Below are 23,424 nucleotides of genomic sequence, written 5' to 3'. Positions count from 1 at the left end.
TCTGTCGTGGCGACTGTCGATCACGATGGAGGCAGCCTTCTGCATCGAAGCAGTCGAGGAAGCGCTTGCTCGTTACGGCAAGCCCGACATCTTCAACACAGATCAAGGATCCCAGTTCACATCCATCGACTTCACGACCGTGCTGAAAAAAGCCGAAATCGCCATCTCGATGGACGGCAAGGGTTCGTGGCGGGACAACGTCTTCATCGAGCGGCTCTGGCGCTCGATCAAATACGAGGAGGTCTACCTCCACGCCTACAAGTCCGTGTCCGAGGCCCGCGCTGGCATCGGTCGCTATCTGACCTTCTACAACACCCGACGCCCACATTCATCCCTTGACCGGCAGACGCCGGATCAGGCTTACTTCAACGCGCTGATACCGATGACGGTGGCAGCATAATCGAGGCGGAAATCCACTTAGCAAAACGCCCGAAACTGTTCAAACAAACCGAGCCACTTCTGTTCACGAACTGCTCTCGTAGCCGGAACCCGTGCAGTTTTGCGCGGGTTTTCGTGCATTTGGAGGGGGCCCATTGCACGTAGTTTTTCTTGACGAGTTCGGCCATATCGGTCCGTTTGTATCCCGCACACATCCTAACTTCAAAACCAGCCCCGTTTTTGGGATGGCCGGATTCATGATCGACAGTAGCAACGTTCGCGCGCGGTCGACGTGGTTTCACAAGCTTAAAAGTGACGTTTTCGCATCGGAAATCAGTGAATCAGGTAAGCACCCTGGTCAGTGGGAAAAGAAGGGAAACCAAATCTTCACCAGCGCTCGTGCTTATAGGACGAAGCGTTTGGGTTTTGCGTTGATAAACGAGATAAAATCCAACGGCGGAAAAATTATATACCAAGGTATCGAAAAATACACTGATCCCGAAAAGTCAAATGGGCCTGGCCTTTATAAAACGGTCCTCAGCAAAACAATCCGCGCGGTTGATAGGAAATTTCAACCAGATAAAGAAGTTTATGCAATTATAGTAGATCAACACAACGATCGCGAAAAATTAATGGTTAGCGCTCAGCAAACTATGTATTCTCGTGTTAACGGAGCATATGGTTTAATGGAGCCGCCCTATCAGGTTGAAAGTCATCTATATCCTTCAGTACAGATGGCCGATTGGGTGTCATCGATAGTTGGATCCCTTTGGAATTACAAAACTCGCCCTGAGCAGTTTCAAGATGAATCATGGGCCGAGGCTTACTTCGAAGATCGCATCAACTCAGCAGCAACCCATAGCTCCCTACAACGAGCAGGGCTTGGACAGCAGAAGTTAGATCTCGGTTAGGTAAAGAAAAGTCTCGCGCTACGACATCTGCAACCGTTATCGGTCACATCACGCCGATTCCTGGTTGCTTTCCGGATTGAGCGCGGTGACCACGTCGGAGGGGCGGATGCTGCCGAGCGTCTTGCCGCTCTTGTCCACCACGCGCAGCACCTTGCCATCGCCGAGCGCATCCATCATCGCCGCAAGCTTGGTTTCGGCCTCGACGGTGGGCGAATCCGAATCCGCAAGCGCCTCGTCCTCGCTCATCACGTCCCGCGCGCGCAACACGCCCAGCGGGTTCACATTGGCGACGAAGTCGGCGACATAGGCGTCGGCCGGCTTGCGCACGATTTCCGACGGCGTGCCGCACTGGACGATCCGGCCGCCCTCCATGATCGCGATCCGGTCGCCGATCTTGAACGCCTCGTCGAGGTCGTGGCTGACGAATATGATGGTGCGCTTAAGGTTCCTCTGCAGCTCGATCAGCTCATCCTGAAGCCTTGTGCGGATCAGCGGATCGAGCGCGGAGAATGGCTCGTCCATCAAAAGGATCGGCGCCTCGGTGGCAAAGGCGCGGGCGAGGCCGACGCGCTGCTGCATGCCGCCCGACAATTCGCCGACGAGCTTGTCGCCCCAGTCCTGAAGCCCGACCAGCTCAAGCTGGGCCCGCGCCTTTTCGAGCCGCTCCTTCTGGCCCATGCCGGCGAATTCCAGCCCGAGCGCGACATTTTCAACGACGGTGCGCCATGGCAGCAGGCCGAATTGCTGAAACACCATGGAAACCCGCGACAGGCGGATATTGCGCAGTGTCTTGGCGTCCGCGGCCGTCACGTCGGTCATGCCGTTGCCGTCATTGACCAGCACGCGGCCCCGGCAGACCGGGTTCAGTCGGTTGACGGCCCGAAGCAGCGTCGATTTGCCGGAGCCGGACAGCCCCATCAGCACCAGAAGCTCGCCCTCGCCCACGGAAAGCGAGCAATTGTGGACGCCGAGCACTTGGCCGGTTTCCTCCTGCACCTCGGCGCGGCTCTTGCCCTCGTCCATCATCGGCAGGGCTGATTGCGGCCGGTCGCCGAACACGATGTTCACATCTTCAAAAACGACTGAATCGGCCATTACCTTTTCCTCTCGATCTTGAGAACGCGGTCAAGAATGATCGCGACGACGACGATGACGAAGCCGCTTTCGAACCCGAGCGCCGGATTGACCTGGTTGAGCGCGCGCACCACCGGCACGCCGAGCCCGTCGGCACCGACGAGGGCTGCGACTACCACCATCGACAGCGACAGCATGATGGTCTGGTTGAGGCCCGCCATGATCTGCGGCAGGGCGTAGTGGAGTTCGACCTTGGTCAGCTTCTGCCAGCCGGTGCCGCCGAAGGCGTCCGCCGCCTCAAGCAGGGGTTTGGGCACGGAAGAGACGCCGAGATAGGTGAGCCTGATCGAGGCGGGCACAACGAAGATGACCGTTGCCAGCAGGCCGGGCACCATGCCGATGCCGAAGAACACGATCGCCGGGATCAGGTAGACGAAGGGCGGCAGCGTCTGCATCAGGTCGAGGATCGGCTGCAGGACCTGATAGAGGCGGGGCCGGTGGGCCGCGAAGATGCCGATCGGAACGCCGATCGCCATGCAGATGATGCAGGACGAGATCACCAGCGCCAGGCTTTCGGTGGTTTCCTCCCAATAGCCCTGGTTGATGATGAACAAAAAGCCGAGAAAGACGAACAGCGAGACCTTCCAGTTGCGCTGCAGCCAGTAGGAGGCCGCGGTCACGATCACCGCGATCACGATCGGTCCGGGCGCCTGGAGGATCCACAGGAGCTGGTCGATCAGCCAGCCCATGACGTCTGCGAGTCCATCGAAAAACCAGCCGCCATGCATTTGCAGCCAGTCGAAAATATCCTGGGCCCATCGTCCCAGCGGGATTTTGTAATCCGTCAGCCAGTGCAAGAGACTGCTCCTTTGTTCCCCGAATTCAGTGTGTTGAACCGCGCGGCCGGCCAGGGCGACGCAATGCGGTCCGGCCCCGGCATTTTGCCTCGGGCCCGCGCCGCGATGTCCGCGGCCAAAATATCATCATCGAAAAAGGAAAGCCCGGAAAGCGTTGGCTTGCCGGGCTTGGAGTATTTTAGAGACCGAGCGATTTCTTGACCGCCGGCAGCCCCGGTTCACCGGAGGTGGTGGTCACGCCTTCGAGCCAGGCGTCAAGGGCATCCGGATTGGCCTTGATCCATTCGGCGGTGGCGTCGCCCTCGTTTTCGCCGTCGTTCAGGATCTTGCCCATGACTTCGTTTTCCATCGGCAGGGTGAACTTCAGGTTTTCAAGCAGCTTGGCGACATTCGGGCACTCTTCGGCATAGCCCTTGCGGGTGACGGTGCGCACGATGCCTTCGCCGCCGAAGAAATCCTCGCCGCCGGTGAGGTATTTCAGCGAATAGCTGGCGTTCATCGGATGCGGCTCCCAGCCGAGGAAGACGATCGGCTGTTCCTGGCGGTATTTGCGGCCGACCATCGCGAGCATTCCCTGCTCGGAGCTTTCGACGACCTCGAAGCCCTCAAGACCGTGCTTGTTCTCGTCGATCAGCGAAACCAGATAGGCATTGCCTTCATTGCCGGGCTCGATGCCGTAGATCTTGTGGTCGAGCTCGTCAGCGAACTTGGCAATGTCGCCATAGGTCTTCAGACCCTTTTCATAGGTGTAAGTCGGCACCGCGAGCGTGTATTTCGTACCCTCGAGATTGGTGGCGATAACATCGATTTCGCCTTCATCGGTGTAGGGGGTAATGGCGCTGGTCTGCGCCGGCATCCAGTTGCCGAGGAAGACATCGACATCGTCGCTCTTCAGCGAGGCGAAGGTGACCGGAACGGACAGGACCTTGACGTCAACCTTGTAGCCGAGGCCTTCCAGCAGGTGCTTGGCGGTTGCCGTGGTGGTGGTGATATCGGTCCAGCCGACATCGGAGAAGCTGACGCTATCGCAGGCGGTTGCTTCCTGCGCCTTGGCGGCGCCGGCGGAAAGGGCGGTCGCGGCGGCAAGCGCGGCGAGGGTCAGTTTCAAGTTATAAGACATGTCAGCGTTTCCTTTCGGTTCGTTTGTCGAAGGCCGTGATGGATCGTTCGGCGTGTCAAAATAAACTGGCGGCTTCCTTGATTGATCGGTCAATCAATATAACATATGATAAGTCATGTAAACGGCGGGTTGCCCAGAAATTCGCCAGACAGCGCCAGTGAGCATTTTTTCAGCGGGTTCAGCCAATGCCTAAGATCGGAATGGAAGCCATACGTCGCGAAGCGCTTGTACGTGCGGCCATCACCGAAGTCGGCGAGGTCGGCATGGTCGAGGTTACGGTCGCCAAGATCGCCAAGCGGGCGGGCGTTTCGCCTGCGCTCGCGCATCACTATTTCGGCTCCAAAGAAAAGATCCTGTTTGCGGCCATGCGCCGTATCCTTGACGAGTTCGGCAGTTCGGTCAAGGCCCGCTACAAGGATGCGACGACGCCCAGAGAGCGGCTTGAGGCGATCATCGAGGCCTCGTTCGGGCCGGATCAGTTCGACCCCGCTGTTGTGGCCGCATGGCTCGCCTTTTACGTCCAGGCCCAGCAGAAGGGCGATGCCAGCCGGCTGCTCTCGATCTATGAGGCGCGGCTGCGCTCCAACCTGGTCTATGCGCTGCGCCAGCTTGTGCCCCTCGAAGCCGCCCGGCGGATTGCCACCGGGCTCGGCTCCCTGATCGACGGCTTTTACCTGCGCGCCGCGCTGAAGGATTTCGGCATGAGCCGGAGCGATGCCGTCGCCATGACGCTGGAATATCTCGAACTCACGCTCGCCAAGGAGATGTCTTCATGAGTGCGCGACCGAACATTCTCGTTTTGATGGTCGACCAACTTGCCGGCACGCTGTTTCCAGACGGCCCGGCCGATTTTCTGCATACCCCCAACCTGAAGAAGCTCGCCGCCCGCTCGGCGCGGTTCCAGAACGCCTATACCGGCTCGCCGCTCTGCGCGCCGGCGCGGGCCTCCTTCATGGCCGGCCAGCTTCCGCGTCGCACAAGGGTCTATGACAATGCGGCCGAATTTGCCCCCGATATCCCAACCTATGCCCATCACCTGCGCCGCGCCGGCTACCAGACGTCGCTTTCCGGCAAGATGCATTTCGTCGGTCCCGACCAGATGCACGGCTTCGAGGAGCGGCTGACCACCGATGTCTATCCCGCCGATTACGGCTGGACGCCGGATTACCGCAAGCCCGGCGAGCGGATCGACTGGTGGTATCACAATATGGGCTCGGTCACCGGCGCCGGCATTGGCGAGATCACCAACCAGCTCGAATATGATGACGAGGTCGCCTATGAGGCGGTGCGCAAGATCTACGATCTCGGCCGTCGCAAGGAAGACCGGCCGTTCATGCTGACGGTCTCGTTCACCCATCCGCACGACCCCTATGTGGCGCGCAAGAAATACTGGGACCTCTACGAGGATTGCGACCATCTCGATCCCGAAATCGGCACCCTCGATTACGATCAGCAGGACAATCACGCCAGGCGCATTCTCGATGCCAATGACTGGCACAAGGCGACGATCGACAAGCAGGATATCCGCAATGCGCGGCGGGCCTATTTCGCCAATGTCTCCTATATCGATGACAAGATCGGCGAGATCCTGGAGGCGCTCGACAGCGTCGGCTACGGCGAGGATACTGCGATCGTGTTCGTCTCCGACCATGGCGACATGCTGGGCGAGCGCGGGCTGTGGTACAAGATGAGCTTCTACGAGGGCTCGGCCCGCGTGCCGCTGATGGTGGCGGCCCCCGGCGTTGAACCCGGTCTCGTCAAGACGCCCGCCTCCTCGATCGACATCACGCCCACGCTTGCCGATATCGCCGGCATCGATCTTGGCGAGATAGAACCGTGGGTCGATGGCGAAAGCCTGTTGCCGATCGCGCGCGGTGCCGAACGCAAGCTTCCGGTGCGCATGGAATATGCGGCCGAAGCCTCTCAGGCTCCGCTGGTCTCGATCCGCGAGGGCCGGTTCAAGTATAATCACTGCGAGCTCGACCCGCCCCAGCTCTTTGACCTTGAGGCCGATCCGCACGAGTTGAACAACCTCGCCGACGATCCGACCCATGCCGAAACGGCGGCGGATTTCGCGGCCAAGGTGCGGCAGTTCTGGGACATGAAGGCCTATGACGACGAGGTGCGCGAAAGCCAGGCGCGCCGCCATGTCGTCTATGAGGCGCTTCGGGCCGGGCACTACCGTCCCTGGGATTTCCAGCCGTTCAAGGATGCCTCCGAGCGCTTCATGCGCAATCACATGGATCTCAACATACTCGAGGCCAGCCAGCGTTGGCCGCGTGGGGAGTAAACTATGCGGGCTCAGCCGAAAGCAAGCCATTTCATCGACGGCGAATACGTGGAAGACGCGGCCGGCAAGGCATTTGAAAGCGTCTATGCCGCGACCGGCGAGGTGATCGCCACGCTGCATAGCGCCACCCCGGCAATCATCGACAAGGCGATGGCATCCGCCGCGCGCGCGCAGCAGGAATGGGCGTCGTGGCTGCCGGTCGAGCGCGCCCGGGTGCTTCGGCGCGCAGCCGATATCATCCGTGAACGCAACGAGGCGCTCTCCGAACTCGAAACGCTCGACACCGGAAAGGCCATTCAGGAAACGCTGGTGGCCGATGCGACGTCGGGGGCGGACAGTCTCGAATGGTTTTCCGCGCAGGCCGCCTCGCTTTCCGGCGAAAGCGTGCCGCTGGGCGATGCCTTTGCCTATACGGTGCGCGAGCCGCTTGGCGTCTGCGTCGGCATCGGGGCGTGGAACTATCCGACCCAGATCGCCTGCTGGAAGGCCGCGCCCGCGCTTGCCTGCGGCAATGCCATGGTTTTCAAACCCTCCGAAATGACGCCGCTTTGCGCGCTGAAGCTTGCCGAGATCTTCATCGAGGCCGGCGCGCCGAAGGGGCTGTTCAACGTGGTGCAGGGCTTCGGCGATGTTGGCGCGGCGCTTGCGACCCACAAGGACACCGCCAAGGTCTCGCTCACCGGCTCGGTGCCGACCGGCGGCAAGGTCTATGCCGCGGCCGCTTCGGGCATGCGCCATGTGACCATGGAGCTCGGCGGCAAGTCGCCGCTGGTGGTGTTCGAGGATGCCGATCTGGAAGATGCGATCGGCGGCGCGATGCTCGGCAATTTCTACTCCACCGGCCAGATCTGCTCCAACGGCACGCGGGTGTTCGTGCAGAAATCGATCCTGGAGAAATTCCTGGCGCGGCTTGCCGAGCGTACCAAGGCGATCCGCCTCGGCGATCCGCTCGATCCCGAAACCCATCTCGGCCCGCTGATCTCCGAAGGCCAGCGCGAAAAGGTGATGGGCCACATCGAAAAGGGCAAGGCGGAAGGCGCGCGGCTTGTGATCGGCGGCGGCGTTCCGGCAGGCGATGGCTTTGCGAAGGGCAGCTATGTCGAGCCGACCGTGTTTGCCGATGTCACCGACGACATGACGATCGCGCGCGAGGAAATCTTCGGGCCGGTGATGAGCGTGCTCGCCTTCAACACCGAGGATGAGGTGGTCGAACGCGCCAACGGCACGGAATTCGGCCTGGCCGCTGGCCTGTTCACCAAGGATATCTCCCGCGCCCACCGCGTGGCAGGCAAGCTCGCCGCCGGCATCTGCTGGATCAACACCTACAATCTGACGCCCGTCGAAATCCCCTTCGGCGGCGTGAAGCATTCGGGCTTTGGCCGGGAGAACGGCAGGGCGGCGATGGAATTCTATTCCCAGGTGAAGACGGTGCATGTGGCGCTGGGCAGGGTGGATAGTCCGTATTGAGAGACTCTCCTCTCCAATCTCCCCCTTGAGGGCGAGATGCCCCGACAGGGGCAGAGTGTGAAGGGTGGTTTTTCGCGATAGTCCCTCCTTCTCCTCCGGCGTCATCCTCGGGCTTGACCCGAGGATCCAACCACGTCGGTCGCGAGCGGAGCAGGCGGGTCTTGCCGTGAAATACCCTAGGGGACAGCCGGTGCGCGTCTCGTGTGGAAAGGTGATTAGATCCTCGGGTCAAGCCCGAGGATGACGCAGAGAGGGGAGAGGGTGCCGGCTAACGAGGGGCCGGTTAAGGGCCGCAAGCGGCGTCTCGTAGAACACTTGCCCACTGCGGCAATGAAAGGGTCTAAATTGGCTGAAGCAGATTTTGTCATCGTGGGTTCCGGTTCGGCAGGCGCGGCCATGGCCTATCGCCTCTCGGAAGACGGGAAATATTCGGTGCTGGTGCTGGAATATGGCGGCACGGATATCGGGCCGTTCATCCAGATGCCGGCGGCGCTCTCCTATCCGATGAACATGAAGCGCTATGACTGGGGCTTTACCTCTGAGCCGGAGCCCAACCTCGGCAACCGGCGGCTCGCCACTCCGCGCGGCAAGGTGATCGGCGGATCGTCTTCGATCAACGGCATGGTCTATGTGCGCGGCCACGCGATGGACTTCGACCACTGGGCCGAGAGCGGCGCCGCCGGCTGGGGCTATGCCGACGTGCTGCCCTATTTCAAGCGCATGGAAAACTGGCATGACAGCGGCCATGGCGGCGATCCGTCCTGGCGCGGCAATGCCGGTCCGCTGCACGTCACCCGCGGCCCGCGCAAGAACCCGCTGTTCCATGCCTTCGTCGAGGCAGGCAAACAGGCAGGTTTCGAACTGACCGACGACTATAACGGCGAGAAGCAGGAAGGCTTCGGGCCGATGGAACAGACGGTGTGGAAAGGCCGGCGCTGGTCGGCGGCGAACGCCTATCTGAAGCCGGCGCTGAAGCGCGAGAACCTCGACCTTATCCGCTGTTTTGCCCGCAAGGTGGTGATCGAGAACGGCCGCGCCGTCGGCGTCGAGATCGAGCGCGGCGGCAGGGTCGAAACGGTCCGGGCGCGCCGCGAGGTGATCATCGCCGCCTCCTCGATCAACACGCCGAAACTGCTGCTGGTGTCAGGCATCGGACCGGCTGCGGAGCTGGCCGCGCATGATATTCCGGTGGTCGCCGATCGTCCCGGTGTCGGCAAGAACCTGCAGGACCATCTGGAGGTCTATATCCAGCAGGCGAGCACTCAGCCGATCACGCTCTACAAGCACTGGAACCTGTTCGGAAAGGCGCTGGCGGGCGCAGAGTGGCTGTTCTTCAAGAGCGGCATCGGCGCCTCGAACCAGTTCGAAAGCGCCGCCTTCCTGCGCTCGGCGGCGGGCGTCGACTACCCCGATATCCAGTATCATTTCCTGCCGATGGCGGTGCGCTATGATGGCAAGGCGGCGGCGGAAGGCCACGGTTTCCAGGCCCATGTCGGGCCGATGCGCTCGCCCTCGCGCGGCGAAATCACGCTGAAAAGCGCCGATCCGGCCGAGGACCCGAAGATCGTGTTCAACTATATGAGCCATGAAAAGGACTGGGCCGATTTCCGCCGCTGCGTGCGCCTCACCCGCGAAATCTTCGCGCAACCCGCCTTCGATCCCTATCGCGGCAAGGAAATCCAGCCGGGCTCCGATATCCAGAGCGATGACGAGATCGACGGCTTCATCCGCGAGCATGCCGAAAGCGCCTACCATCCCTGCGGCACGGCCAAGATGGGGGCGGCCAGCGACCCGATGGCGGTGGTCGATCCCGAATGCCGGGTCATCGGCGTCGATGGACTGCGGGTTGCCGACAGCTCGATCTTCCCGCGCATCACCAACGGCAATCTCAACGCGCCGTCGATCATGGTCGGCGAAAAGGCCAGCGACCACATCCTCGGCCGCCATCCGCTTGCGCCGGAAAATGCCGAGCCGTGGATGAACCCGCGACGGCACACGTCGGACCGATAGGCGAACCGCCACTTACCTTTATGATTTTCAATAGTTATTTCTGAGACCGAATGCCCCAGGCCGGCGTTCGGTCCAGGCCTCCCTGCGCGCCGGTTCCGCCGTGACGCGGCTATTCGTCCATCGCAAAAACCTGTTTTGCGGGCGCTTGACGAACCCAATTTCCATATTCTATAGAATATAGAACACGCAACGCGGAGGAGGAGCAAGTCGTGAAAAGCATGATTGGAGGAAAGGGTGCCGCAAGAAGGCGCGTGCTCAAGGGGATGGCCACGTCTTTGGTGCTGGCGGCAATGCCGCTCGCTGCGGCCCATGCGCAGGAGGGCCTCGGTTCGCCGGGCGAGCCGGTCGAAATCAAGATCATGGCCAATGAGGCATTCGCCAATACCTGGCAGACCATTCTGGTTCCGGAATTCAACAAGAAGTTCCCGAATGTCGAGGTGCGCATCGACGGCGTTCCCTATACGGAACTGCTCGCCAAGATGATGCTCGATGCCACGAGCCCCGATCCGGAATATGATATCCTGCTGGCGGATGATCCGTGGGTGCCGCAGCTCGCCTCAATCGGCGCGCTGATGGATCTCAAGGGCGACGAGATCGCCGCGATCACCGACGCGGATTACGACTGGGACGATTTCAACGCCGCGCCGCTCGCCGCCGGCGAATGGGATGGCGTCCAGTATGCGGTCCCGGTCCGCTCCAACATGCTGTTGATGTTCTACAACCGCTCGCTCTATGACAAGGCCGGCGTGCCTGAGCCGACGCCGGAACTCACCTGGACGCAATTCTTCGAAAATGCGCCAAAGCTGGTTCAGGATACCGATGGCGACGGCAAGGTCGATGCCTGGGCGATCGATACCTATTTCGTGCGCGACCCGCTGACGCCGACCATCTGGCAGGCGATTCTCAACGCCAATGGCGGCAGCCTGCTCGATGATGACGGCAACCCCGCCTTTGCAAACGATGTCGGTGTCGCCTCGCTGGAAACCCACAAGCGCCTGCTCGACTATGCGCCGCCCGGCGGCCTCAGCCATGGCTTCTCGGAATCGCTCCAGGCCTTCCGCCAGGGCGCGGTCGCCAACATGATCACCTGGGGCAGCGTCTACAAGTCGACCGCCGTCGATCCGCAGTCGACGACGCTGACCACCGATGAGGTCGGCATTCAGGTGCTTCCGGTCGGCGATGTCCGCGCCGGCACGCATCGCGGCATCTGGATTGCCGGCATCAGCAGCAAGACGGAACATCCCGAGGCGGCATGGGCCTTCCTCCAGTGGCTGACCTCCAAGGAGGGCGAGAGCGTAAACGCCGCGCTGGTCGGCTCGTTCCCGGCCCGCAAGTCGACGCTTTCCGGAGAGCCGAGCGAACCATGGTTGGCGCCGGTCTATGCCACGCTGCAGAATGCCTATGAAGTAGCCGAAGAGGGCCAGATGTGGCGCATCCGCAGTCCGAAATCGGATGCCGCCCAGCAGGTTCTTGCGGATGAAGTGGCCCGCGCGCTTGCTGGTCAGGCGACTGCGCAGGAGGCGCTCGATACCGCCTCCAAGAAAATCTCCAGGGTGCTGAACTAGGCCGTTCAGCCAAACGAGACGGATGCGGGCCTTCCCGCATCCGCCGCCGAACTTCCAGAATTTTATAACAGCTTTTGCCGGCGGAGACGCGGCGCGAGCGAGATCGTGTCGATGCTTTCGGCATCGAATGCCTGGGTCGGAGATATCCGCGCCCATACCGACTGAGGACCATGATGCCAACGAAGGCCATAATCAGTGACGTCAAGACGCTGTCCTGCAGCAATTCCTGGCGCAACTACAATTTCCTGAAGATCACCACCGAGGACGGGATCGTCGGCTGGAGCGAGTTCGACGAGTATTTCGGCTCTCCCGGCGTCGGCGCGGCGATCAACCAGATTTCGCCGCGCATGATCGGCAAGAGCGCGATGCATCACGAGCATATCCGCGAGGACCTGCGCAATGTCACGCGGCCCGGCTCCGGCGGCGTGGTCGGCCAGGCGCTGGGGGCGATCGAGAATGCGCTGCTCGACATCAAGGCCAAGGCGCTGGACGTGCCCTGCCATGTTCTGCTCGGCGGCAAGGTGCGCGACAGGATCCGGGTCTACTGGTCGCATTGTGTTTCCTATCGCACCCGCACCCAGCATTTCTCGCCCGGCATCACCGATATCGATGGCGTGAGGCAGATTGCCCGCGAAGTCGGGGAAAAGGGGTTTTCGGCGCTCAAGACCAATATCTTCCGCTATGACGCCGAGGGTCGGATCGAGCCCTGGTCGCCCGGCTTCGGCCGTCCCTACGAGACCGGTCGCAATGTCGAGCGCAAGACGCTTGCGGGCCTGCGCCAGCATCTCGAGATCATGCGGGAAGCCGCCGGCCCCGACATCGACATGCTGCTCGACCTCAATTTCAACGCCAAGACCGACGGTTATCTGAAGATCCTGCGCGAAATCGACGACCTCGACCTGTTCTGGGTCGAACTCGATACGCTCGATCCCGAGGCGCTGGCCTATATCCGTTCGCAGAGCCGGCACCCGATCGCCTCGTGCGAGACCCTGATTGGTCTGCAGCAGTTCCTGCCCTTCTTCCGCGCCCAGGCCGTCGATGTCGCGATCATCGATACGCCCTGGAACGGCGTCTGGCAGTCGATGAAGATCGCCGCTGCGGCCGAGGCCTACGAAACCAATGTCGCCTGCCACAATTTCTATGGTCATCTGTGCACGATGATGAACGCGCATTTCTGCGCGGCGGTGCCGAACCTGACGATCATGGAAACCGATATCGACCGGATCGGCTGGGACGCGGAAATTTTCACCCACCTGCCGGAATTCAAGGACGGCTATCTCATCCTTCCCGACAGGCCCGGCTGGGGCACGGAACCGATCGAGGCGGCGCTTGCCAAATATCCGCCGGTTCCAGGCGCCGGCATGTGGCAGCGCACCGAAGCCTCGAGGCTTTCGGTATAACGGCAGGTGAGGGGAGGCGCGGGCTTCGATCATGAATGAGAAAGTGGATGTCCTCATCATCGGCGCGGGCGCGTCCGGCGCGGCCGTGGCCTGGAGCCTTGCCGAAACCAGGATGCGCATCCTGTGCCTGGATCAGGGAGACTGGCAGAACACGTCCGACTTCCCCAGCAACGGGCGGGACTGGGAGGCGCGCCTGACGGAGGATTTTGCCCTCAGCCCCAACCGGCGGCGGCTTGCCGCCGACTATCCGGTCAATGATGATGATTCGCCGATCAAGATATCCAATTTCAACGGCGTCGGCGGCGGCACCATCCTTTACGCAGGACATTACCCCCGGCTCCACCCTTCCGATTTCAGGGTCCGCAGCCTGGATGGCGTGGCCGATGACTGGCCGATCGACTACGAGACGCTGGAGCCTTTCTTCGCGCTCAACGACCGGATGATGGGCGTTGCCAGCCTGGCGGGCGATCCGGCCTATCCCGAGAAAGATCAGGTCATGGGTCCGATCCCGCTTGGCCGCACGGGTCAGCTGCTGGGCAAGGCCATGAACGATCTCGGCTGGCACTGGTGGCCGTCGGATGCGGCGATTGCGACGCGCGAATATGAGGGCCGCGCACCCTGCATCAATCTCGGCCAATGTGGCTCCGGTTGCGCCCAGGGCGCCAAGGGCACGACCGATCTGACCTACTGGCCGGAAGCGCAGCGCGCGCGCGTCGAGATACGGCCGCGCTGTCGCGTCAGCCGGATCGAGACCGGCCCGGACGGCATGGCGACGGGCGCCCACTATTTCGACGCGGACGGCAAGGAACAGTTCCAGCCGGCCGAGATCGTGATCCTTGCCTGCAACGGCATCGGCACGCCGCGCCTGCTGCTGAACTCGGCGTCCGGCCGTTTTCCCGATGGCCTCGCCAATTCCAGCGGCCTCGTCGGGCGCAACCTGATGCTCCACCCCTATGCCCAGATACGCGGCCATTTCGACCAGCCGATGGATGGCCATCGCGGCTCGCCGATCTGCATCTGGAGCCACGAATTCTACGAGACCGACGCGGCACGCGGCTTCGTGCGCGGCTATTGCTATCAGTTTTCGCGCGGCATGGGCCCGGTCCGCACGGCAACGACCGGCATGGCGGACGGCCTGCTGCCCTGGGGCGAGGATCATCACGATGCCTTCCGCCGGCTGTTCGGCCACAGCGCCGGCATGCTGGCGATCTGCGAGGATCTGCCGGAGGCGCACAATCGCGTCACGCTCGATCCCGATCTCAAGGATGTCGACGGCATTCCCGCGCCGAAGATCAGCTACCGGCTGAGCGAGAATTCGCGCCTCATGCTCGACCATTCTGTCGCGCGCGGCATCGAGATACTGGAAGCCGCCGGTGCCCGCGACATCACCACCCGGTCGCCGCTGCCCTATGCCGGCTGGCATCTGATGGGCACGGCGCGAATGGGCACGGACCCGGAGCGTTCCGTCGTCAACGAATGGGGCCGCAGCCATGATGTGAAGAACCTGTTCATCGTCGACGGCAGCGTTTTCGTCACCTCCGGCGGCGTCAACCCGACCTCGACGATCCAGGCGGTGGCGCTCTACGTCGCCGACCAGATCAAGACCCGCCTCTACGAGCTTTTCGATTGAACCGGCCATGACAAAGACGATCACAGACCGTACGGAACCGCCGCCCTTCGAGGACGATAACAAGACGCTGCTTGCGATCATCGGACACATGATCCCGGCAAGCGCGCGCCACGGCGTGCCTGGCGCCGATGATCCGGCGATCTATGCCGATATCCTGCGTTCCGTCGGCCGTGACCGGCAGGCGCTGGCAGAGGCGCTGGCGGCGGTCGAGGCGCGAGCCGGGACCGGCTTTGCCGCGCTTTCGCGCGAGGAGCAGGCCACGATCCTGCGGGACTTCCGCACCGATGAGCCGGCGCTTGCCGGCGTGATGGAGGCCGTCACCGCGCGCTGCTATTATCGCGATGACAGGGTCATGGCGTCGATCGGCATCGAGGTCCGTCCGCCTTTTCCGGAAGGATATGTGATCGAGGAAGGGGACTTGTCGCTGCTTGATCCGGTGCGGGCGCGCGGGCCGATCTGGCGTTCGCCCTGAACCCGGCGCACCGGCGACAGCGAGAAAGACCCCGTCGGATGACGGGACGAGAAAGCATGAGGGAGGAGACCGGGATGACGACTGAGACTGCATTGCGCCGCGATGCCGCAGATGGCGGGGCCGCCCGCCGCGCCCGGCGGCATGCGCTCGCCGACCTTCTGACCCGCTGGTCGTTCCTGATGCCGAGCATGCTGGTGCTGATCGTCATGCTGGCCTATCCGATCTTCTATACGATCGAGATCAGCTTCTCCTCCTTCGATCTCGCGAGCTTCAGCGCCGATCAATGGGTCGGCTGGGAGAATTACCGCGAGGTGATCGGCGACTACCGGTTCTGGGAATCGCTGAAGGTCACGCTGATCTATCTGGTGATCGCCCTGCCGCTGCAGGTCGTGCTCGGCTTCGGCATCGCCTATCTGATCAATGCCGAGTGGTGGGGCCGTGGCATATTGCGCGCGCTGTTCATCATTCCGATGGTCGTTGCCCCCGTGGTCGCCGGCGGCATGTGGCGGATGATCCTCGATCCGCTCTGGGGCATCGCCAATTACTGGCTCGGCCTTGTCGGCCTCGGCCCGCTCGACTGGTTCGGCGATGCCAGGCTCGCCATGGCCTCGATCATCATCATCGACACATGGCGCTGGACGCCGTTCATCGTGCTGATCGCCACCGCCGCGCTGCTTGCCCTGCCCAAGGATGTGTTCGAGGCCGCCAGGATCGACGGCGCCGGCTGGTGGTCCACGCTCTGGTCGGTCGCCGTGCCGCTGCTGGTGCCCGTGATCGCGGCCACCTTCGTCATCCGCTGGCTCGGCGCGGTCAAGATGTTCGACATCGTGCTTGCCGCCACCTATGGCGGGCCGGGCAAGGCCACCAATGTCATCAACCTGTTCATCTACGAGGAGGCATTCCGCTCGCTGCGCTTTGCCGAATCCGCAGCGATGGCCGTGATCGTGCTGATCCTGACCATGGTGCTGACCGGGATATTCCTCCGCGGCAGTCGCAAGCTGGAGGAATTGTTTTGAGCGCCCCCGTCCCATCGTCAGCACCCGCTAGCGCGTTCGGGCACAGGCTGCGGATCGCCGCCGCCATCCTCGTCAGCCTGTTCTTCCTGTTTCCGATCTACTGGATGGTGCTGACCTCGTTCAAGCAGCAGGTGGACATCTTCACCAATCCGCCGACCTTCTTCTTCACCCCGACGCTTGCGACCTACAAGGAATATATCGCGCGCGCCGATATCGTGCGGCGGCTGATCAACACCGTCATCGTCGCCACCGGCTCCGGTCTGCTGTCGATCGTGGTCGGCACCATGGCGGGTTATGCGCTTGCCCGCATCCGGCTGCGCGGGGCCGGCACGATCGGTCTGCTGATCCTGTTGTCGCGCGGCGTGCCGCCGATCGCGCTGGCGGTGCCGATGTTCTTGGTCGCCCGCAAGTTCGGCCTGACCGACAAGCACATCACCCTGATCCTTGCCTACAGCACATTCCTGATTCCCTATGTGATGTGGCTGATGCGCAGCTTCTTCCTGTCGTTGCCGAAGGAGCTTGAGGAATCCGCCATGATCGACGGATGCTCGCGCTATGGCGCCTTCTTCAAGATCATCCTGCCGATCTCGCTGCCCGGCCTGCTCTCGACGCTGATCTTCAGCATGATTCTGGCCTGGGAGGAACTGCTGTTCGCGCTCGTGCTCACAAACCGCAACGCCTCGACCATACCGGTCGCGATTGCCGGTATTGCCGGCGACACGGTCAACGGCGCGAACTGGGGCGCGCTCACCGCCGTTGGCACGATCACCGTCGTTCCGGTGGTGATCTTCGCGCTTCTGGTGCAGAAGTGGCTTATCAAGGGCTTGGCGGACGGCGCGACCAAGGGATAATTGCGCCGGAGCCTCAAAACCGGAACTGGACGGAAACCATGGACCACCCGAAGACCTACATGACCAAGGCCGAACATGCCCGGCAGCATATCCAGGAGATGGTGCTTTCCGGAACGGTCGGGCCGGGCGACAGGATCACCACGCGGGAGGTGTCGCTTGCGCTCGGCATCAGCGAGACGCCGATCCGCGAGGCGATCCGCAGTCTTGCTTCCGATGGCTGGCTGGAGGTGCAGAACCATATCGGCGCCGTGGTGCAGGGCCTGCGCGCCGAGCAGATCCGCGAGATCAGCGCCCTGCGCGGTCTGATATGCGGGCTTGCGGTGGAGCTCGGCGCCCGGAATTTCGATGCCGAACGGCTGGCGAAGATCGACGAGAACATCGCGGTCTCGGCCACGGCGCTGGAAGCCGAGGATTTCGACCTGTTCGGGGCCAAGAACTACGAGTTTCACCTGCTGCTCTGCGACAACCCGGAATCGCCTTGGTGCCGCAGGCTGCTTGAAAACATGCATGGCCTGATGTCGGCCCAGCGCCACGGCATCCCGCCGCAGCCGGGACGGCTCGCCGATGCCCTGGAAGAGCATAAGGCCATCCGCGACCGTCTGCGCGAGGGCGATTTCACGGCAGCGGCAGCCCTGGTGAACCAGCACGAAAAGAAAACCGGCGATTTCCTGATCGATCTGATCGAGGCCGCGCCGGCCAAGGACGCGAACCGGCGGGCCGAGGGCCGCCGCGCTTCCGCGCCATAAATCAGCCGCGCCGTAAGGGGCGGCAAAGGGAGGAGTTTTGGAATGGGTACGGTTCAAATCCGCAATGTGCGCAAATCCTACGGTGCGGTCGAGGTGTTGCACGGCGTCTCGATCGATATCGAGGATGGCGAATTCGTCGCGCTGGTCGGTCCCTCCGGGTGCGGAAAATCGACCCTTCTCAGAATGATCGCCGGCCTTGAAGGCATTACCGGCGGCGACATCGTCATCGGCGACCGCGTGGTCAACCATATCGCGCCGAAGGATCGCGACATCGCCATGGTGTTCCAGAACTACGCGCTCTATCCGCACAAGAACGTCCGCGACAATATGGGCTTCGCGCTGAAACAGCGACGCGTGCCGAAAGCGGAGATCGAGCGGCGCGTCGGCGATGCCGCGCGCATTCTCGGGCTCGAGCCGCTGCTTGAGCGCAAGCCGCGGCAATTGTCCGGCGGCCAGCGCCAGCGCGTCGCCATGGGCCGCGCCATCGTGCGCGATCCCAACGTGTTCCTGTTCGACGAGCCGCTCTCCAATCTTGACGCCAAGCTCCGCGTGCAGATGCGCTCCGAGATCAAGGAGCTGCACCAGCGGCTGAAGACCACGACCATCTATGTGACCCACGACCAGATCGAGGCGATGACGCTGGCCGATCGCGTCGTGGTCCTGAACGGCGGCGTGATCGAGCAGGAAGGCCCGCCGCTCGAGCTTTACGACAAGCCGGCCAGCCTGTTCGTCGCGGCCTTCATCGGCTCGCCGCCGATGAACTTCCTGCAGGGCGATATCGTCGCCGGGAACGGGCTGAAGCTCGCCGACGGGCGGATATTGCCGCTGCCCGCCGCCGATCCGAAGGGGCGGCAGCGCGTCACCGTCGGCGTCCGGCCCGAGCATTTCGTGCTTGCCGAAAGCGGCTGGCCGGCGATGGTCACGATTGTCGAGCCGACGGGTTCGGAAACCCAGATCACGGCCCGCCTTGCCGACGAGGTTATCCGCATCCTGGTGCGCGGGCGCACGGATGCGGAGCCGGGCGATACGATCCATCTTCAGGTCGCGCCGGATGCGGTCCATTTCTTCGATGCCGCCCCGGTGCCGGAACTGGCGCTGGAAGATCCGGTGTGACCGCTCGAAAGGAAAAGACCCATGCTTGAACTCAGCAATTTCTATATTGACGGTCGTTGGACGCCAGCGACTTCGACAGCAAGCCACACGCTGGTCGACGCCACCACCGAACAGCCCTTCGGCACGGTCGCGCTCGCCGGTAAAGACGAGGTCGATGCCGCGGTTATGGCCGCCAAGCGCGCCTTTCCGGCATGGGCGGAGAGCGATCCAGAAGTGCGGATCGCGCTCGTCAGGCGCATCCACGACATCTATGCCGGTCGCGTCGAAGAAATGGCGCGCGTCATCTCTCAGGAAATGGGCGCGCCGATCGAGCTTGCCCGCACGCGCCAGGCGGCGGCAGGCTTGCGCCATATGATCAATTTTCTTTCCGCCATGGAGCATTTCGATTTCGAAAGGCTGCTCGGGCCGCATGCCCCGGATGATCGCATCCTGATGCAGCCGATCGGCGTCGTCGGCCTGATCACGCCGTGGAACTGGCCGATGAGCCAGGTTGCGCTGAAAGTCATACCGGCGCTGCTTGCCGGCTGCACCATGGTGCTGAAGCCGTCGGAGCTCGCGCCGCTGTCCTCCAACCTGCTCGCCGAGATCATTCACGAGGCCGGCGCGCCCGCTGGCGTCTTCAATCTCGTTCAGGGCGATGGCGCGACGGCTGGCGCGCGGCTTGTCGAGCATCCCGATGTCGCGATGATCAGCTTTACCGGGTCGACGCGCGCAGGCGCCAGCATCATGCGCGGCGCGGCCGACAGCTTCAAACGCGTCGCGCTGGAACTGGGCGGCAAGGGCGCCAACCTCATCTTCGCCGATGCGGACGAGGATGCCGTCGCGCGCGGCGTGCGGCAATGCTTCATCAACAGCGGCCAGAACTGCAACGCCCCGACCCGGATGCTGGTCGAGCGTTCGGTCTACGAGACCGCCGTGGAAAAGGCGCGCGATGCGGCCAATGCGATCGCGGTTGGCCCCTCATCAGCCGAGGGCGCGCATATGGGGCCGGTGATCTCGAAGGGACAGTTCGACAAGATCCAGAACCTGATCGAAACCGGCATTCGCGAGGGCGCGCGGCTGGTCGCGGGCGGGACCGGCCTGCCGGCCGGCTTCAACCGCGGCTATTTCGTTCAGCCGACGGTGTTCGCCGATGTCGACAACGCCATGACCATCGCGCGCGAGGAGATTTTCGGCCCCGTTCTCAGCATCATTCCGTTTGCCGATGAGGAAGAGGCGGTGGCGATCGCCAACGACACCCGCTACGGCCTCACCAATTATGTCCAGAGCGGCGACGGCGCGCGGCGCAACCGGCTGGCGCGGCTGCTGCGCTCCGGCATGGTCGAGATGAACGGAGAGCCGCGCGGCGCCGGATCGCCCTTTGGCGGCGTCGGCCATTCGGGCGGCGCGCGCGAGGGCGGCATCTGGGGGCTGGAGGAATACATGACCGTGAAATCGGTCTCCGGCTGGTCGTCGTAACCACGCCGATGTGACCCTGGCGGCGATGGCAGCCAAGAAACGCTGCCCAACAAAAAACCCGGCCTCACGACCGGGTTTTTTTAATTCAGAACTTGCTCCGCCGCTCAGTTGGCCGGCTGCTGCACCTTGGCGCGGGCCTGTTCCTCGGCCATGCGCTTCTGGAACATCTGCGCGAAGTCGATCGGGTCGACCAAGAGCGGCGGGAAGCCGCCATTGCGGGTGGCGTCGGCGACGATCTGGCGGGCGAAGGGGAACAGCAGGCGCGGGCATTCGATGAACAGCATCGGCAGCACGTGCTCCTTCGGGAAGTCAGCCACGCGGAATACGCCGCCATAGACCAGTTCGCACAGGAACATCGGCTTGTCGTTCGACTTGGCTTCCGCCTTCAGCGACAGCAGCACGTCGTAGGTGTCGTCGCCGAGCGGATTGGCGTTGACATTGACGGAGATGTTGATCGCCGGCTGGGCGTCGCGCTTCTGCAGCGAGGCGGGAGCTCCCGGATTTTCGAAGGAAAGATCCTTGATGTACTGGGTGAGAATGCTCAGTGCAGGGCTCGGCTTCTTTTCCGCCGCTCCGTTTTCCTCGGCCATTGCGCGTCCTTTCGAGTAATGTCGTTGTGTGCGAATTAGCATCTCGCCGGCGGGCGTACAACCCTTCGTGCCGGCGGTTCGGGCCGTGAAGGCCTGCATTTCAGCCTATTTGGGCTTGTCGTTGTCGTCGGGCTTGCCCTTGCCCGCCCAGGGCGAATTCGGATCGGGGTCGTGGGAGAAATCATCGGCATCGAGATCGACCACTTTCGGGCTCTCGCGCGGGCCTTCGCGGCGCGGCGGCTCGCGCCTCGTGTAGCTGAACCCGGCGGAGCGCTCGGAAACCACCACCATATTGCGGCTCATCCGCTTCCACACGAAATCGCGAAACGGCGGGACAAACAGCAGGAAGCCGCAGATATCGCTGACGAAACCGGGGATCAGCAGCAGGATGCCGGCGAGCACGATCATGCCGCCATGGACGAGGTCGCGGCCCGGATTGCCGCCGTCGCGGACATCCTGGTTGAGCCTTTGCAGCACGCTGAAGCCCTGGATACGCAGCAGGATCGCGCCGATCACGGCGGTCAGCATGATCAGACCGAGCGTCGGAAACAGGCCGATCGCGCGGCCTACGATGATGAAGCCCGCAATTTCAATGAACGGGTAGAGAATGATGGCGATGAGAAGCGGCAAGTCGGTTTCCTGTCTGGCTTGTCTTTTCCAGATTGTATTTTCTGGCTTTCTTTCCCTTTTCGCGGCCCATGGGAAATGCGCTTGATAATCCGATGTGTTACATTTGAATCATGGCCCTGTGAAGTCTATATGGGGATAGGAAAACAACAAGGAAAGCCGCGGGTACGACGAAATGGGCACAAGCGATCTGATAACCCTCTTCTTCCTGATTGCGGCTGTGGTGATTTTCTTCCAGCTTCGCAACGTTCTCGGGCGGCGCACCGGCAATGAAAAGCCGCGCTACGAGCAGACGCCGGTGCGTTCGCGCACCGATGCGCAGGAGCCGGGACGCGGCGAGGGCAAGGTGATCACGCTGCCGGGCGTCGAGAAGGAACAGGAAGCCGCCCGCAAGGCCGCGATCGACAAGATCGCGCCGGCGGGAAGCGACGTCAATGCCGGCCTCCAGGCGATTGCCGCCGCCGATCCGCAGTTCGATCCCGACGCCTTCCTGAAGGGTGCGCGCTCGGCCTATGAGATGATCGTCATGGCGTTTGCCGAGGGCGACCGTCGCAGCCTCAAGAACCTGTTGTCGAAGGAGGTCTATGACGGCTTCAACGCCGCCATCAGCGAACGCGAGGCGAAGGGCGAGACCGTCCGGGCGAATTTCGTCGGCATCGAGAAGGCGGAGATTACCGATGCCGAGGTTGAAAAGACCGAAGCCCGGATCACGCTCCGCATCGTCAGCCAGATGATCTCGGCCACCTATGGCAGAGATGGCGAGGTGGTCGACGGCGATCCGGAGGAAATCGCGGAAATCCGGGATCTCTGGACCTTCGCCCGCGACACCAAGGCGCGCGATCCGAACTGGAAGCTGATCGCCACGGCCTCCGAATAGGCGATTGATCCGGCGGCGATTGCCGCCTGACGGGAGTTCGACTGATGAGCCGGCGCAAGCTCTCGTCCGAGGAACGCGAATTGTGGAACAAGGTAGCCCGCACGGCGCGGCCGCTTCCCGGCCGCAAGGCGGAAAAGCTTGAGCCTCCGGACGAAAATTTCGCCGAGATGATGAGCCCGAAGGCGCCCGCGCCCATAAAAGCCGAACCGCCGCGCGCCGGCGTTTCGCCGCTTGCGCTCCGGCAGCCGAAGGAACCGCGCCACCATCCGCTGGAACGGCCGGTGAAAAGAAAGCTCGCCAGCGGGCGGATCGGCATCGATGCCCGCATCGATCTTCACGGCCTGTTTCAGGACGAGGCCCATGCGCTGCTTTTATCCTTTCTGCGCCGCGCCCATGAACGCGGCCACCGCCATATCCTGGTGATCACCGGCAAGGGGGCATCGCTTGGCAGCGATGGCGTGCTGAAGCGCACCGTGCCGCTGTGGTTCTCGCTGCCGGATTTCCGACCGCTGATTTCCTCATATGAGACCGCCGCCCGCCAGCATGGCGGCGAAGGCGCGCTTTATGTGCGTCTCGCGCGCCGGAAGGGAGGGGCGGCATGACCCCCTTCGGCGATGCCGTGCGCGCATTGCGGGCACAGCGCGGCGTCACGCAAAAGCAGATGGCCGAGGCGATCGGCGTCTCGCCCGCCTATCTGTCCGCGCTCGAACACGGACGGCGCGGCAAGCCGAGCTTCGATTTCCTGCAGCGGGTCGCCGGCTATTTCCATATCATCTGGGATGATGCCGAGGCGTTTTTCGAAATCGCCGACCAGTCCGATCCGCGCGTCGTGATCGACACGATCGGCCTGCCCTCCGCCCACACCGCTTTCGCCAACCATCTGTCGCGCAGTATCGGCCGGCTGGATGAGGATGCGGTGGCGGAACTGGAGGCGGTGCTGGAAAAGCATTTGAAACGCTGAGGCTTTGTCAG

The 23,424-nt window shown here is 62.6% G+C and carries 23 protein-coding genes; 18 read left to right on the top strand and 5 right to left on the bottom strand.

All coding sequences use genetic code 11. The features are described from left to right. Together V6767_RS19425 and V6767_RS19420 are read left to right on the top strand one after the other, a co-directional pair. Positions 1-400, top strand: a 400-nt coding sequence (locus V6767_RS19425; RefSeq protein ID WP_448474966.1) for a transposase, incomplete at its 5' end; no start/stop codon positions are given. 91 nt (positions 401-491) lie between these two features. Further along, on the top strand, positions 492-1,289 hold the full coding sequence (locus tag V6767_RS19420; RefSeq protein ID WP_448474965.1) for a DUF3800 domain-containing protein: 798 nt from the start codon (positions 492-494) through the stop codon (positions 1,287-1,289). Between the two features lie 48 nt (positions 1,290-1,337). Here the strand turns inward: V6767_RS19420 and choV are convergent, their stop codons facing one another. From choV to choX, 3 genes are all read right to left on the bottom strand, one after another. Continuing rightward, entirely contained in the window at positions 1,338-2,384 is a 1,047-nt protein-coding gene (choV, locus tag V6767_RS19415; protein WP_448474964.1) for a choline ABC transporter ATP-binding protein, read from the bottom strand. Next, the gene (choW, locus tag V6767_RS19410) at positions 2,384-3,220 is read right to left on the bottom strand and encodes a choline ABC transporter permease subunit (RefSeq protein WP_448463481.1); all 837 of its coding nucleotides are present in this window, start codon (positions 3,218-3,220) and stop codon (positions 2,384-2,386) included. Before choW ends, choV begins: the two co-directional genes overlap by 1 nt. 178 nt (positions 3,221-3,398) lie before the next feature. Continuing rightward, positions 3,399-4,340 carry a choline ABC transporter substrate-binding protein gene (gene choX, locus V6767_RS19405; protein WP_448474963.1) on the bottom strand — a complete coding sequence of 314 codons (942 nt, stop codon included), beginning with the start codon at positions 4,338-4,340 and terminating at the stop codon, positions 3,399-3,401. Positions 4,341-4,525: 185 nt separating this feature from the next. On the opposite strand from choX, the gene betI reads away from it, so the two are divergent. The 13 genes from betI (at position 4,526) to V6767_RS19340 (ending at position 20,358) form a co-directional block, all read left to right on the top strand. Next, positions 4,526-5,116, top strand: a complete 591-nt coding sequence (gene betI, locus V6767_RS19400) for a transcriptional regulator BetI (protein WP_448474962.1) — start codon at positions 4,526-4,528, stop codon at positions 5,114-5,116. Then, positions 5,113-6,630: a choline-sulfatase gene (gene betC / locus V6767_RS19395; RefSeq protein ID WP_448474961.1), complete on the top strand. Its 1,518-nt coding sequence runs from the start codon at positions 5,113-5,115 to the stop codon at positions 6,628-6,630. The genes betI and betC overlap by 4 nt, the downstream gene beginning before the upstream one ends. A gap of 3 nt (positions 6,631-6,633) precedes the next feature. After that, a complete protein-coding gene (betB, locus tag V6767_RS19390; RefSeq protein ID WP_448474960.1) occupies positions 6,634-8,097 on the top strand; it encodes a betaine-aldehyde dehydrogenase in 1,464 nt (487 codons plus the stop codon). 345 nt (positions 8,098-8,442) lie between these two features. Further along, a complete protein-coding gene (betA, locus tag V6767_RS19385; protein WP_448474959.1) occupies positions 8,443-10,107 on the top strand; it encodes a choline dehydrogenase in 1,665 nt (554 codons plus the stop codon). Positions 10,108-10,325: 218 nt separating this feature from the next. Continuing rightward, positions 10,326-11,672, top strand: coding sequence for an ABC transporter substrate-binding protein (locus tag V6767_RS19380; protein WP_448474969.1), 1,347 nt, complete (start codon positions 10,326-10,328; stop codon positions 11,670-11,672). A gap of 173 nt (positions 11,673-11,845) precedes the next feature. Next, complete coding sequence (locus tag V6767_RS19375) at positions 11,846-13,072, top strand: mandelate racemase/muconate lactonizing enzyme family protein (protein ID WP_448474958.1); 1,227 nt, start codon at positions 11,846-11,848, stop codon at positions 13,070-13,072. Between the two features lie 31 nt (positions 13,073-13,103). Beyond that, entirely contained in the window at positions 13,104-14,702 is a 1,599-nt protein-coding gene (locus V6767_RS19370; protein WP_448474957.1) for a GMC family oxidoreductase, read from the top strand. A 7-nt stretch (positions 14,703-14,709) separates the two neighbouring features. Next, a complete protein-coding gene (locus V6767_RS19365; RefSeq protein WP_448474956.1) occupies positions 14,710-15,174 on the top strand; it encodes a hypothetical protein in 465 nt (154 codons plus the stop codon). 74 nt (positions 15,175-15,248) lie between these two features. Next, positions 15,249-16,190, top strand: coding sequence for a carbohydrate ABC transporter permease (locus V6767_RS19360; RefSeq protein ID WP_448474955.1), 942 nt, complete (start codon positions 15,249-15,251; stop codon positions 16,188-16,190). After that, positions 16,187-17,041 (top strand): carbohydrate ABC transporter permease, encoded by an 855-nt coding sequence (locus V6767_RS19355; protein WP_448474954.1) that lies wholly within the window; start codon positions 16,187-16,189, stop codon positions 17,039-17,041. The genes V6767_RS19360 and V6767_RS19355 overlap by 4 nt, the downstream gene beginning before the upstream one ends. 38 nt (positions 17,042-17,079) lie before the next feature. After that, positions 17,080-17,787 (top strand): GntR family transcriptional regulator, encoded by a 708-nt coding sequence (locus V6767_RS19350; RefSeq protein ID WP_448474953.1) that lies wholly within the window; start codon positions 17,080-17,082, stop codon positions 17,785-17,787. 42 nt (positions 17,788-17,829) lie between these two features. Further along, positions 17,830-18,900 carry an ABC transporter ATP-binding protein gene (locus V6767_RS19345; protein ID WP_448474952.1) on the top strand — a complete coding sequence of 357 codons (1,071 nt, stop codon included), beginning with the start codon at positions 17,830-17,832 and terminating at the stop codon, positions 18,898-18,900. Positions 18,901-18,921: 21 nt separating this feature from the next. Further along, positions 18,922-20,358, top strand: coding sequence for an aldehyde dehydrogenase family protein (locus V6767_RS19340; protein WP_448474951.1), 1,437 nt, complete (start codon positions 18,922-18,924; stop codon positions 20,356-20,358). A 104-nt stretch (positions 20,359-20,462) separates the two neighbouring features. On the opposite strand, the gene secB is transcribed toward V6767_RS19340, so the two are convergent. Both secB and V6767_RS19330 read right to left on the bottom strand, forming a co-directional pair. After that, positions 20,463-20,948 carry a protein-export chaperone SecB gene (gene secB, locus V6767_RS19335; protein ID WP_448430151.1) on the bottom strand — a complete coding sequence of 162 codons (486 nt, stop codon included), beginning with the start codon at positions 20,946-20,948 and terminating at the stop codon, positions 20,463-20,465. 105 nt (positions 20,949-21,053) lie between these two features. Next, complete coding sequence (locus V6767_RS19330; protein WP_448474950.1) at positions 21,054-21,578, bottom strand: FxsA family protein; 525 nt, start codon at positions 21,576-21,578, stop codon at positions 21,054-21,056. 172 nt (positions 21,579-21,750) lie between these two features. Between V6767_RS19330 and V6767_RS19325 the strand changes: the two genes are divergently transcribed. The 3 genes from V6767_RS19325 to V6767_RS19315 are packed head-to-tail and all read left to right on the top strand — an operon-like array spanning position 21,751 to position 23,413. Continuing rightward, on the top strand, positions 21,751-22,452 hold the full coding sequence (locus V6767_RS19325; RefSeq protein ID WP_448474949.1) for a Tim44/TimA family putative adaptor protein: 702 nt from the start codon (positions 21,751-21,753) through the stop codon (positions 22,450-22,452). A 41-nt stretch (positions 22,453-22,493) separates the two neighbouring features. Then, the gene (locus V6767_RS19320) at positions 22,494-23,054 is read left to right on the top strand and encodes a Smr/MutS family protein (RefSeq protein WP_448474968.1); all 561 of its coding nucleotides are present in this window, start codon (positions 22,494-22,496) and stop codon (positions 23,052-23,054) included. Next, a complete protein-coding gene (locus tag V6767_RS19315) occupies positions 23,051-23,413 on the top strand; it encodes a helix-turn-helix domain-containing protein (RefSeq protein ID WP_448474948.1) in 363 nt (120 codons plus the stop codon). The genes V6767_RS19320 and V6767_RS19315 overlap by 4 nt, the downstream gene beginning before the upstream one ends. Positions 23,414-23,424 lie beyond the last annotated feature (11 nt).

This window comes from Martelella sp. FLE1502, assembly GCF_053484255.1.
Note: the sequence above shows the minus strand (reverse complement) of the source record. Positions and strands in the feature narration are given on the sequence as shown.